The sequence below is a fragment of the Streptomyces sp. Edi4 genome, from assembly GCF_040253615.1.
GTDB lineage: Bacteria > Actinomycetota > Actinomycetes > Streptomycetales > Streptomycetaceae > Streptomyces.
The window spans coordinates 1,165,471-1,177,841 of the sequence record NZ_JBEJGY010000004.1 but is presented as its reverse complement, the minus strand read 5'-3'; the positions used below and the strand labels follow the sequence as shown (position 1 = coordinate 1,177,841).

Here is a 12,371-nt window from a genome sequence, read left to right as displayed (position 1 = left end):
GGGAGCGCGGGGCCGGTGGGCCACGCACTCCCCGCCGTTCACCAGGTGGCCCAGCCGAGGACGCGGGTGAGCACGCGCAGCGCCCCGAAGTGGGCCGCGCCGCGCTCCACGACCAGCTCGGCGCCGGGGATCCGCTCGGCCAGCCAGCGCGTGTGCTGCACGGGCGCGAACACGTCCTGCTCGCCGTGCCACAGCAGCACCGGCGCGCTGATGTCCTCGGGACGGAACTCCCAGCCCGTGCTGAACGCCATCACGTCGTCGATCCACCCGTCGGCCGAACTGCGCAGCGCCTCCTGGAAGTTGCGCTCCAGCATGACCCGGATGCCCGCGTCGGCGACGATGCCGCGGTCCGGCTCGGGCAGCCCGCGCCGCATGTCGTCGACCGAACGCCTCGGATCGGCGCGGATGGTGATCGAGCGCATCTCGAGCGCGGTCGCCAACTGCCCTTGTCCGGCAGCAGCGTTGACGTACTCGCGCACGTTGGACTCGGTCATCCCCTCGAACCAGTCGAGCCCCTGCGCGTCGCGCGGCGCGATCCCCACCAGGGCCGCCGCCCGCGCGGTGCGGTCCGGGAGCAGCGCGGCGCAGGCCAGCGCGTGCGGCGCGCCGCCGGAGCGCCCCACCACGGCGAACTCGTCGATGCCCAGCGCGTCCGCGATCGCCTCGACGTCGGCCGCCGCGTCCGCCACGCGGCGCCCCGGCAGCCTGCCGGAGTCGCCGTACCCCGGCCGGTCGAACGTGATGAGCCGCACCCCGAGGCGGTAGAGCACCGCGCCGCGCGGGGCCGGGCCGAGCCTGCTGCCCGGAGTGCCGTGCAGCAGGAAGACCGGTCTCCCCCGAGGGTTTCCATACTTCTCGACTGCTAAGGTGCGCCCGTCCCTGGTACGAATCAGCTCCCCCAACTGGTGCCTCCCCGTAGGTCTGGTTGGCGCCAGTATGAGCGCGAGCGATTCAGGGGTACAGGGCCGCACTCGTCGAATGCGCGCTCCGTCGCGCCGCCTCAGCCCAATCGTGGGATCTCGATCGCCGGGCAGCGGTCCATGACCATGTCGAGGCCTGCGGCGCGGGTGCGCGCGCAGGCCTCCTCGTCGATGACGCCGAGCTGGAACCAGACCGCCCTCGCGCCGATGGCCACTGCCTGGTCGGCCACGGCGCCCGCAAGGCCGCTGTTGACGAACACGTCCACCACGTCGACGGGAAAGGGGATCTCTGCCGGCGTGGCGTAGCCCCGCTCGCCGTGGACGCTCTCCGCCCTGGGGTGGACCGGGACGATCCGCTTGCCGAAACGTTGCAGGACGCGGGCCACGCCGTAGGCGGCCCGGTCCTGGTTGGCGGAGAGGCCGACCACGGCCCAGGTGTCGCCGGTGGCGGTGAGGATCTTGGCGATGGTCGCCCGGTCGGCGTGCACGGGGATCACGGGGGGTCTCCTGGAGCGGTGTCGCGGGGTGCTGGGCGGCCATGGTCGCACCGCCGCCGCGCCCGCGGGGAGCCGGGCCCCGCCCCACGCCGGGGGTGGCCGGGGGAGCATCCGCCCAGCGGCGCATAGGGTGGGCGGATGCCCGAGCAGTACCGCACCATCGCCCGCGAGGGTGTCCACGAGAGCGAGATCAACAGATCGCGTTTCCTGTGCGCGCTCGCGCCCGCCGCGACCGAAGCACAGGCGCAGGCGTTCATCGCCCGCGTCCGCAAGGAGCACCCCGCCGCGAGCCACCACTGCTTCGCGTACGTGATCGGCGCCGACGCGTCCGTGCAGAAAGCGAGCGACGACGGCGAACCGGGCGGCACCGCGGGGGTGCCCATGCTCCAGATGCTCACCCGGCGCGAGGTGCGCTACGTCGTCGCCGTGGTCACCCGGTACTACGGCGGGGTCAAGCTCGGCGCGGGCGGACTGATCAGGGCGTACGGAGGAGTGGTCGGCGAAGCCCTGGACGAGCTCGGCACGGTCGTGCGCCGGCGCTTTCGTCTTGCCACCGTCACGGTCGACCACCAGCGCGCGGGCAAACTGGAGAACGACCTGAGGGCGACCGGCCGGGCCGTGCGCGAGGTGCGGTACGCGGAGGCCGTGACCATCGGGATCGGGCTGCCCGAGGCCGATGTCGAGGGCTTCCGGAACTGGCTCGCCGACGCCACCGCCGGCACCGCGACGCTGGAGCTCGGCGGCGAGGCGTACGGGGAGGGCTGAACCGCCCGTGATCCAGGCCGTGGTCAGCCCGTGATCCAGGCGGTGGTCCGGGCCGTGATCACCCCTTTGGCCACGACACCCCGGTGGGCGATGTCAGACTGAGGGCCGTGAGGGGCCAGGTACCGGCGAGCGCCGGCGTGGCCCGTGGGACGGCGGGTCCGGTGACGGGCCGGTGGGGCACCGGAGAGGATGACGGGAAGCATGCGGGTCGGAGCGGCGTCTTGAGGATTCTCCATACCTCGGACTGGCACTTGGGGCGGTCCTTCCACCGGGTCGACCTGCTCGGCGCACAGGCCGCGTTCCTCGACCATCTGGTGGCGACCGTGCGCGACCGGGACGTGGACGTGGTCCTGGTGGCGGGCGACGTCTACGACCGCGCGGTGCCGCCGCTGGCCGCCGTCGACCTCTTCGACCGGGCCCTGCACACCCTGGCCGACGCCGGGGTGGCGACCGTGATGATCTCCGGCAACCACGACTCGGCGCGCCGGCTCGGCGTGGGCGCGGGGCTGATCCGGCGGGCCGGCATCCATCTGCGCACCGACCCGGCGCACTGCGGCACCCCGGTCATGATCGACGACGTGGCCTTCTACGGGCTGCCCTATCTGGAGCCCGCCCTGGTCCGCGACGAGCTGGCCGCGCCGAAGGGCGGTCACGAAGCGGTGCTGAGCGCGGCCATGGAACGGGTGCGCTCCGACCTCGCGGGCCGTCCCGCGGACACCCGCTCGGTCGTCCTGGCCCACGCCTTCGTGGCCGGGGGCGAGCCGAGCGACAGCGAGCGAGACATCACCGTGGGCGGCGTCGCCGCCGTGCCGGCGGGCGTCTTCCACGGCGTGGACTACGTGGCGCTCGGCCACCTCCACGGCAGCCAGGTCATCACCGAGCGGATCCGCTACTCGGGCTCGCCGCTCGCCTACTCCTTCTCCGAGGCCACCCACCGCAAGTCCATGTGGCTCGTGGACCTCGCCGCCGACGGGGACCTGAGCGCCGAACGGATCGACTGCCCGGTGCCCCGGCCGCTCGCCCGGATCCGGGGCCGCCTCGACGCGCTCCTCGAAGACCCGGCCCTGGCCCGGCACGAGCAGGCCTGGGTGGAGGCCACGCTGACCGACGCGGTGCGCCCCGCCGACGCCATGGCCAAGATCGCCGCCCGCTTCCCGCACACCCTGAGCCTGGCCTTCGACCCCGAGCGCGCCGACGGCGACCCGCGTGCCTCCTACGCGCGGCGCCTCAGCGGCCGCAGCGACCAGCAGATCGCGGAGGACTTCGTGGCGCACGTGCGCGGCGGCAGCGGCCCCGACGAGCGCGAACGGACCGTGCTGCGCGGGGTGTTCGACGCCGTACGGGTCGACGACACAGTGCGCGAGGTGGCCCGGTGAGGCTGCACCGCCTGCGCGTCACGGCCTTCGGCCCCTTCGCGACGAGCCAGGACATCGACTTCGACGCGCTGTCCGGAGCGGGCCTCTTCCTGCTGCACGGGCAGACCGGCGCGGGCAAGACCTCGGTGCTCGACGCGGTCTGCTTCGCCCTGTACGGGGCGGTGCCGGGGGCCCGGCAGAGCCCGGGCACCGTGCTGCGCAGCGACCATGCCGCGCCTGACGTCTTCACCGAGGTCCTGCTCGAACTGACCGTCGGGGGACGGCGGTTGGAGGTCACCCGCCGCCCCCAGCAGGACCGCCCCAAGAAGCGCGGCAGCGGCTTCACCACCGAGAAGGCGCAGACCTGGCTGCGCGAGTACGACCCGGACGAACGCGCCTGGCGCGCCCTCAGCCGCTCGCACCAGGAGGTCGGCGAAGAGCTCGGGCAGCTCATCGGGATGAGCCGGGAGCAGTTCTGCCAGGTCGTCCTGTTGCCGCAGGGCGAGTTCGCCAAGTTCCTCAGGTCCGACGCGGAAGCGCGCGGCAGACTCCTCGGCAGGCTCTTCGACACCCGTAGGTTCGCCGCCGTCGAGGACCGCCTCGCCGAGCTGCGCAAGGCCGCCGAACGCCAGGTCAAGGAGGGCGACGAGCGGCTGCTCGCCCATCTCCAGCGGATGGCGCAGGCCGCCGGTGACAGCGCCGACACGCGCGCCTGGCCGGTGCCCGCCGCGCGGCCGGGCGACCCCGGTCTCGCCTCGTCGGTCCTTGAGTGGGCAGCCGTCGCGCGGGCCGGCGCCGCCGAACGCCTCGACATCGCCTCGGCCGGCGTGGACGCCGCCGAGGCCCGGCACGCCGCCGCCCGGGGCGCCGCCGAGCAGGCACGCGGGCTCGCCGCCCTCCAGGAACGCCACGCCCAAGCCCGCGCCGAAGCCGACGAGTTGGCCTCCCGCCGCCCCGAACAGGAGGAGCTGCGAAGCCGTCTCGACAGGGCCCGCAAGGCGGATCTCGTCTCGCCCGCCCTCCAATGGTGGGAGCAGGCGCGGCGCGACCATGACGCGGCCACCGCCCGCCGCGACCGCACCCGCGCACGCCTGCACCCCGACCTCGCAGAGGCGGGCGCCGGCCAGCTCGCCGCCCTGGAGCGCAGGATGCGCCAGGACCTCGGCGCCCTGGAGTCCGCCCGCAGGGCCGAGCACCGCAGCGCGCAGATCCAGGAGGAGCGCACCCGCCTCGACCGGCGCTCCCGCGCCGACGAGGACGTCCTGAGCGACGCCGCCGGATGGCTGGCGGGCTGGGAGGCCACCCGGCTCGGCCACCAGAGGCGTATCGACGCCGCCCACGAGGCCGCCGCCCGCGCCGAACACCTCGCCGGCCGGCTCGAACCCGCCGGGCGCCGCCTCCGGGCCGCCCGCTCCCGCGACGCGTTGCGCGACCGGCTCGAGGCGGCGCGCCTTCGCCACGCCGAGACCCGCGAGGCCGCCGGCGACGCCCACGAGCACTGGCTGGCGCTGCGCGAGGAGCGGCTGCGCGGGATCGCGGCGGAGCTCGCGGCGGGGCTGCGCCCGGGGGAGCCCTGCACGGTGTGCGGCTCGGCCGACCATCCCGCGCCCGCACGCCCCGGCGCCGGCCAGGTGGACCGCGCCGCCGAGGACGCCGCGCGGCGCGCCCACCAGGACGCCGACGCCGCCCGCGCCGAGGCCGAGGCCGCGCTCACCCTCGTACGGGAGGAGTTCGCCGCCGCGCAGGCCGAGGCGGGAAGCGCGAGCGTCGATGAACTGGCCCGCGAGGAGAGCGAGTTGCGGCGCGAGCACGGTGAGGCGCGGGACGTGGCCGGCGGGCTCCACGAGGCCCGGCTCGCGCTCGCGGCGGCGGAACGGGAGTACGAGCAGCGCCTGACCGCCCAGCGCGCGGCGCAGCAGAACATCGCCGCCCACACCGCGAGCCGCGAGGCCCTGGACCGCGAACAGGCCGCGCTGGAGCAGGACTTGATCCAGGCCCGGGCGGGCGCCGCCAGCGTCGCGGAGCAGGCGGAGCTGCTGGAACACCGGGCGGACATCCTCGCCGACGCGGTGGAGGCGGTCCGCGCCGTCGAGGACAGCGCCGAGCGGCTGAAGGAAGCCGACGGACGGCTCTCGGACGCGGCGTTCCGGGCCGGGTTCGACACCCCGGCCGCGGCGTCGGCGGCCCTCATCGACGAACGCGCGCGCCGCGACGTCCAGCACCGCATCGACGCCTGGGAGCACCAGTACGCCACGGTCACCGCGCGCCTGGCCGAACCGGGGACCGCCGAGGCCGGCCGGGCCGCGCCCGCCCGCGCGGATGAGGCCGCCGCCGAGGAGGCCGAAGCCGGACGCGCCCTGCGCGACGCCGCCTCGGCGCTCGCGGCGGCCCGCGCCCGCCGCGCGGAACTGCGCTCGCTGAGCGATCTCGCCGCCGAGGAGACCCGGAGGCTCGGCCCGCTGCGCGTGGAGTACGAGCGGGTGGCGCGCCTGGCCGGCCTCACCGCCGGCACATCGGCGGACAACGAGCGCAAGATGCGCCTGGAGTCCTATGTGCTGGCCGCCCGCCTCGAACAGGTGGCGGCCGCCGCGACCGCCAGGCTCCAGCGCATGTCGGGCGGCCGCTACACCCTGGTCCACTCCGACGCCAGGGGAGGCCGGGGGCGTTCGGGCCTCGGTCTGCATGTGGTGGACGCCTGGACGGGCCGCGAGCGTGACACGGCGACGCTGTCGGGCGGCGAGACGTTCTTCGCCTCCCTCGCCCTCGCCCTCGGTCTCGCGGACGTCGTCACCGACGAGGCCGGCGGCACCCGCCTGGACACCCTCTTCATCGACGAGGGCTTCGGCAGCCTCGACGACCAGACCCTGGACGAGGTCCTTGACGTACTGGACTCGCTGCGCGAACGCGACCGCAGCGTGGGCATCGTCAGCCACGTCGCCGACCTGCGCCGCCGCATCCCGGTCCAGCTGGAAGTGGTCAAGGGGCGGACGGGGTCGTCGGTGCGGGTGAGGGGGGCGGAGGGGGGCCGGGGATAGCGGCCCACCGAGATCCGCCCCGCGTGCCAGGGCCTCAGCCGGTCAGGATTCCCGTGAAACCGCCGGCCGGGACGGTGTTGTCGGTGGCGGGGACAGTGACCTGGACGGGCTTGCCCGGACCGGAGAGCACGGTCGTCACCGTCGCCTGGCTACCGCCGAGATCCATGGACGTACGGGTCTGCACAAGCCGGCCCTGCTGGTCGACCCACGCGTCCGCGTAGACCGGCAGATCGCCGCCGATGAGGTCACGGGCCTTGGCCATCTTCTCCCGGGTCTCCTTGGCCATGCGCAGCGTGAGCGTGTCGTGGTCGAGCACGCCCCGGAAGTGCACGGTGTGCGTGCCCGCCACTTCTTCCTCGCCCCGCTGGGACACGTGACGCATCGCGGATATCTGCCGCAGGACGTACTGGGGATCGTTGAGCGGGGCGCGCAGGGCGTAATGGGCTTCCGCGGCGTCGCGGGCAGTCACCGCCCAGGTGTCCGCGTCCACCGGCGCGGCCCCCCGTACGTAGGCCTGTCGGCCGGCGAAGACCTCGTCGAGGTGGCTGATGCCGCCCTCGGGGAAGTCGACGGCGAGGGCCGCCTTGTCTGCGGCGAAGTCGATGCCGCCGATGACCGTGATGGTGGCGTCCACGCCACCGCCCGAGATCTCGATCTTCTGGTCCAGCTGGGCGGGGCCCCTGCTGGTGGCCGCCACGGCGGCCCGCACGGCGGAGCCCCGGTCGAACGTGGGCTCGGACGCCGCGTCGGCGCCGGCCGTGGTTCCGGCCGTCGAACAGCCGGCGCACAGCATCAGTGCGGCGGCTGTCAGGGGCAGGGAGCGACGCATGGGTTCTCCGGGTCTCGCGCGGGAGTGTTGTTCCGGGCCGCGTCACCCACCGGTCATGCCTGCCTCGAACATGGAACGAGGCTCTGACGACAGGGGTCGCGGCAGGGCCTCGAAAACTGACTTTACCGCGACTTTGGAAACTCACGTCGCGCGGCCGGGGGCAGCACGCCATACGGGGGCGGCTCGTTGAACGGGCCGCCCCCGGGGCGGTTCAGAGCTTGGAGAGTTCGTCCACCAGGTCGTCGAGGCCGAGCGAACCCTGTGAGAGGGCCGCCATGTGCCAGGCCTTCGGGTCGAAGGCGTCGCCGTGGCGGGCCCGGGCGTTCTCGCGGCCGAGCAGCCAGGCGCGCTCACCCAGCTTGTAGCCGATGGCCTGACCAGGCATCGACAGGTAGCGGATCAGCTCGCTCTGGACGAAGTCGGCGGGCCGGCTGCTGTGCGAGCCGAAGAACTCATGGGCCAGCTCCGGCGTCCAGCGCTCGCCCGGGTGGAACGGCGAGTCCGCCGGGATCTCCAGATCCAAGTGCATGCCGATGTCGATGATGACCCGGCAGGCGCGCATCATCTGGGCGTCCAGGTAACCGAGGCGGCGCTCGGGGTCGGTGAGGAAGCCGAGCTCGTCCATCAAACGCTCGGCGTACAGCGCCCAGCCCTCGGCGTTGGCGCTGACGTGTCCGACGGTCGCCTGGTAGCGCGAGAGCTGGTCGGCGACGTGCACCCACTGCGCGATCTGGAGGTGGTGGCCCGGCACGCCCTCGTGGTACCAGGTCGAGACCAGGTCGTACACGGGGAACCGGGTCTCGCCCATCGTGGGCAGCCAGGTACGGCCCGGGCGCGAGAAGTCCTCCGAGGGGCCCGTGTAGTACGGGGCCGCGGCGCCACCGGGCGGCGCGATGCGCGACTCCACCTTCCGCACCCGCTCGGCGAGTTCGAAGTGTGTGCCGTCGAGCGCTTCGATCGCCTCGTCCATCAGGGACTGCAACCAGTCGCGGACCTCCTCGACGCCCTCGATGTGGGTGCCGTGCTCGTCGAGGTGGGCCAGCGCCTCCCAAGGACCGGCGCCGGGCAGGATCTTGGCGGCCTCGGTCTTCATCTCGCCGAGCAGCCGGTGGTACTCCGACCAGCCGTAGGCGTACGCCTCGTCCAGGTCGAGCGCGGTGCCGTTGTAATACTGCGACCAGCGCTGGTAGCGCTCGCGGCCCACGGTGTCGCCCGCGCCCTCGATGGCCGGCGCGTACACATCGCGCAGCCAGTCGCGCAGGGCGCCGAGCGCGGCGGAGGCCTCGGCCGCGGAGGCGTCGAGGCTTTCGCGCAGGGACTTCGGGCCGGGCGCGGCCAGGGTCTCGAAGAAACCGGTGTCGATCCATTCGCCGAGCTGGCCGATGAAGGTGGCGGTGGCGCGCGGGCCACCGAACAGCTTGCGTTCCAGGCCGAGTTCGAGTGAGGCGCGATAACCCTCGATGGCGGCGGACACGGCGCGAAGGCGTGCGTCCAGGGCGCGCCAGTCCTCATCGGTCTCCGTCGGCGTCATCGAGAACGCCATCCGGATGTCGTGCACGGGCGAGCTGAGGTTGCTGATCCTGCGCAGGCCCTCGTCCGCCTCGTGGACGGCGAGTTCGGAGGTCAGCCGCTCGCGCAGCAGCCGGCCGCAGCGGCGCTCGGCGTCGCTGTCGGCGCCGGGGCGCCGCTCGGCCTCGTCGAGAAGGGCGAGCGTCGTGCGCGCCAGGTCGGCCAGGGCCGACTGTCCTGCGGGGGAGAAGTCGGGAAGGAGGGCGTGGCTCGCCCTGACGCCCAGGTAGCTCCCGGTGATCGGGTCGAGTTCGATGAGTGCGTCGACATAGGCGTCGGCGACCTGGCGGGGCAGCGCGCTGCTGGAGGAGACTGACATGCGGACATCCTCTCCGAGCGAGGGCTCCGCGTCACCACCTATTGTGCTGCGAGCACCTGTCGGACCGTAGCGACGCGCTCCGGTCAGCGCCGTTCGACGTGCCCGGGCAGCGCGGACGCGCCGGGGGACGCCGGTTCGCCGAGGCGGGCCGTGACCACCACGGTGCCCTCCTCGATCTGGTAGTCGAGGGGGAGCCCCAGCCCGCGCATGGCCGCGACCATCCCGGTGTTGGACGCCTGCGTGATGGCGTAGACGCTGTCGCAGCGGGCCTCGGCGGCGAGGACGGTCAGACGGCGGAGCAGCAGCGAGCCGATGCCCCGGCGCTGCCAGGAGTCCTCGACGAGCAGGGCGACTTCGGTCTCGTCGCCGTCCCACAGCAGATGACCGAGGGCGACGAGGCGCCCGGAGGCGGTCTGCACGGCGAGGGTGCGCCCGTAGCGGGGGCTGAGGAGGTGGCCGAGGTAACGGTCGGCGTCGGCGACGGGGCCGTGGTAGCGCAGGCTCAGGGTGCGCGGGGAGCAGCGCTCGTGCATGTCCTTGGCGGCCGCGAGATCACCGGGCCCGGCCCGCCGCACCGTGATCTCGTTGCCCTCCGGCAGGGTCAGCACATCCTCGCCGCGCGGCACGCGCGGACCGAGCCGGGCGTCCAGTTCGACCAGGGCGCGGGCCCGCGCGAACTCCGTGGGGGTGAACGGCAGATGGGGCCGCTCGATGGTGATGGTCCCGCCGCCCGGGTCGCGCAGCCGCATGCTGGTCTTCTCCAGTACGCCCTCGACGGGGGCCGGCTCGCCCTGGGCGCGGCCGGTCAGGGAGACCGAGGGCCGGGAGTGGATGGTGCAGCGGCCCAGCAACTGCCGGAGCGCCAGCGGGAGTTCGGCGGCGTCGAGGGCGGTGCGGGTGGCGAGGCCGAGGATCCGGGTCGGGGCGTCCACGAGGTCGTGGGCGTCGGCCCGCTCGGTCCAGGTGTCCGCGCCGCCGGCCGCGGCGACGGCCCGGGACAGCGCGGCGGCCGACAGCTGGGCCGGCGCGCGCAGCAGGAACTCGTCGACCGTGCCGTCGGCGAGCGGATGCGTCTGGAGGGTGAGGATGTCCACCCGGTGTCCGGCGAGCGCGGCGCACAGCACGGCGAGGCTGCCCGGCTCGTCGCGCACCGTGGTGCGCATCCGCCACAGGGCCGTCCCGCGCGCCTCGCCGCCGGCGCCCGCGATGCCGTGGGCCGTGGCGCCGCCGGTATCACTGGCATCACCGGTGTCGTCGGTGACCGTGCTCGGCGGTGCGTGGCTGTGGCGCCGTGCCCACCAGGTGTGGAACGCGGCCGTCGCGACCAGGGCGGCGGCCGAGGCGACCAGCAGGAAGGACCCGTCGGGGCCGTGCGCGACCAGGTTGGCGAGTGCGTCGGCGACGGCCACGGCCGTGAAGACCGCGGCGAGTTCGACGAGGTCGCGGCGCCACGCGTGACGGCGGGTCCGGGTGTGGCGCACGGGGGTGGTGTCTGCGGGAGGGGTGGCCTGCTTATTCGTCATGGCACCACTGTGGCCGAGCGGTGTTGCGTGATCACGAACGGTTTGTGACCGACGGGTTAAGTGCGCTTCTGATGCTCTTTTGGCTGTTTTCCACCGAGCGTGGCGTGGACTGACCGCGTCCGGTGGCGGGTCGTGTTCGGCGGGGCATTCGAGCGGCGAGGGCGGGGCGTGGCCGGCCAGGGGCCGGGCGGCGAGGGGCCGGGCGGTGCGTCGTCCGGGGCGGGTCCGGGCGCGTCCGGGCCTGTCCGGTGGCGCGTCCGCGGTGCGTCCGGCGGTGTGTCGGCGGTGTGGTCCGGTGGTGCGACCGGCGCGGGTTGGGCATGCGCCGGGCCTGGCACCGCGTACGGGCACAGCCCCGCGCCAGCGGTGTGTCGGCGGTGTGGTCCGGTGGTGCGACCGGCGCGGGTTGGCCATGCGCCGGGCCTGGTACCGCGTACGGGCACAGCCCCGCGCCAGCGGTGTGTCGGCGGTGTGGTCCGGTGGTACGTCCGGCGCGGGTTGGCCATGCGCCGGGCCTGGTACCGCGTACGGGCACAGCCCTGCTCCAAGCCCGGCCCCGCTCCAAGCCCGGCCCCGCGTTGAGCCGCGCCGGAGTCCCGCCGGGTCGGGTCGGGCCGAGGCCGGGCCGGGCGGAGGCCGGGGCGCGACGGCGCGCCCGTACGCGGCTCAGGCGCCCAGGGCCACGGCCCCCAGGGGCGCGCCGACCGGGCGGCTCCCGTCGAGTACGACGCGGGTGACGAGCGCCGGGTCGTCGTTCATGGGCACGTGGCCGCAGCCCGGCAGCCGGACGAGGCGCGCCCCGGGGATCGCGGCCTTGGCGCGCACGCCCTGGCGGCGCGGTAGCAGCCGGTCCTTGGTGCCCCAGGCCACGGTCACGGGCACGCCGGGCACATCGGCGCTCACGCGGACGTCCTGCCCGGCGGCAAGCGTCCGCGCGAAGCCCGACGCGTTGCGCAGCGCCAGCGTCTCGGCGACGACGGCCTCCGGTGAACGCCTGCCAGGGCGGGTGTAGATGGTGCTGGTCAAGGCCGTGCGGCCGGCCACCGTGCGGGACATCCGCTCGATGAGCGGCAGCGGCAGCGCGCTCGCGACCCGGTGCATGGTCCGCAGCATGGTGAACGCGTACCGCCGTTCCGCGGGCGTCCAGAAACCCGCGGGTGAGAGCACCGTCACCGACCGTACGAGCCCGGCGCGCGCGAGTTCGAGGGCGAGCAGGCCGCCCAGCGAGTTCCCCGCGACGTGCGGGCGGTCCAGGCTCAGAGCCTCGCAGAGCGCGCCGAGGACCGGGACGACGGTGGCGAGGTCGTAGGCCACGCCGTCCGGCAGGCCCGGTGAGGCGCCGAACCCGGGCAGGTCCACCGCGATCACGTCGCGGTCGGCGGCCAGCAGGGCGAAGACGGGGTCCCAGGCCTGAAGGTGGTGGCCGATGCCGTGCAGCAGCAGAAGCGGCTCGCCCGAGCCCTGGCGGCGGTAGGCGACCGAGGTGGAGCGGGGGCCGAGCGGCGTGTCGATCATGAAGGAGACCTCTGCGGTCATGTGCTGCTCCCTGTCCTGGGATC

Annotated in this window: 9 protein-coding genes; 3 read left to right on the top strand and 6 right to left on the bottom strand. The window is 74.4% G+C overall.

What is annotated here, in order from left to right:
* Window positions 1–38 precede the first annotated feature (38 nt).
* Both ABR738_RS07335 and ABR738_RS07330 read right to left on the bottom strand, forming a co-directional pair.
* Complete coding sequence (locus ABR738_RS07335) at window positions 39–902, bottom strand: alpha/beta fold hydrolase (protein ID WP_350229166.1); 864 nt, start codon at window positions 900–902, stop codon at window positions 39–41.
* 98 nt (window positions 903–1,000) lie between these two features.
* A complete protein-coding gene (locus ABR738_RS07330) occupies window positions 1,001–1,408 on the bottom strand; it encodes a CoA-binding protein (RefSeq protein WP_350234464.1) in 408 nt (135 codons plus the stop codon).
* Between the two features lie 147 nt (window positions 1,409–1,555).
* Here ABR738_RS07330 and ABR738_RS07325 point away from each other — a divergent pair, with 147 nt between their 5' ends.
* The 3 genes from ABR738_RS07325 to ABR738_RS07315 all read left to right on the top strand — a co-directional run bounded on the left by ABR738_RS07325 (window position 1,556) and on the right by ABR738_RS07315 (window position 6,572).
* On the top strand, window positions 1,556–2,182 hold the full coding sequence (locus tag ABR738_RS07325) for a YigZ family protein (protein WP_350229165.1): 627 nt from the start codon (window positions 1,556–1,558) through the stop codon (window positions 2,180–2,182).
* Window positions 2,183–2,403: 221 nt separating this feature from the next.
* Window positions 2,404–3,558: an exonuclease SbcCD subunit D gene (locus tag ABR738_RS07320; protein ID WP_350229164.1), complete on the top strand. Its 1,155-nt coding sequence runs from the start codon at window positions 2,404–2,406 to the stop codon at window positions 3,556–3,558.
* Entirely contained in the window at window positions 3,555–6,572 is a 3,018-nt protein-coding gene (locus tag ABR738_RS07315) for an AAA family ATPase (RefSeq protein WP_350229163.1), read from the top strand. The genes ABR738_RS07320 and ABR738_RS07315 overlap by 4 nt, the downstream gene beginning before the upstream one ends.
* A 34-nt stretch (window positions 6,573–6,606) precedes the next feature.
* Here the strand turns inward: ABR738_RS07315 and ABR738_RS07310 are convergent, their stop codons facing one another.
* The 4 genes from ABR738_RS07310 to ABR738_RS07295 form a co-directional block, all read right to left on the bottom strand.
* Window positions 6,607–7,401: a hypothetical protein gene (locus ABR738_RS07310; protein ID WP_350229162.1), complete on the bottom strand. Its 795-nt coding sequence runs from the start codon at window positions 7,399–7,401 to the stop codon at window positions 6,607–6,609.
* Window positions 7,402–7,612: 211 nt separating this feature from the next.
* A complete protein-coding gene (locus tag ABR738_RS07305; protein ID WP_350229161.1) occupies window positions 7,613–9,289 on the bottom strand; it encodes a DUF885 domain-containing protein in 1,677 nt (558 codons plus the stop codon).
* Window positions 9,290–9,372: 83 nt separating this feature from the next.
* Complete coding sequence (locus tag ABR738_RS07300; protein ID WP_350229160.1) at window positions 9,373–10,812, bottom strand: GNAT family N-acetyltransferase; 1,440 nt, start codon at window positions 10,810–10,812, stop codon at window positions 9,373–9,375.
* 666 nt (window positions 10,813–11,478) lie between these two features.
* Window positions 11,479–12,348, bottom strand: coding sequence for an alpha/beta fold hydrolase (locus ABR738_RS07295; RefSeq protein WP_350229159.1), 870 nt, complete (start codon window positions 12,346–12,348; stop codon window positions 11,479–11,481).
* Between the last annotated feature and the right edge of the window lie 23 nt (window positions 12,349–12,371).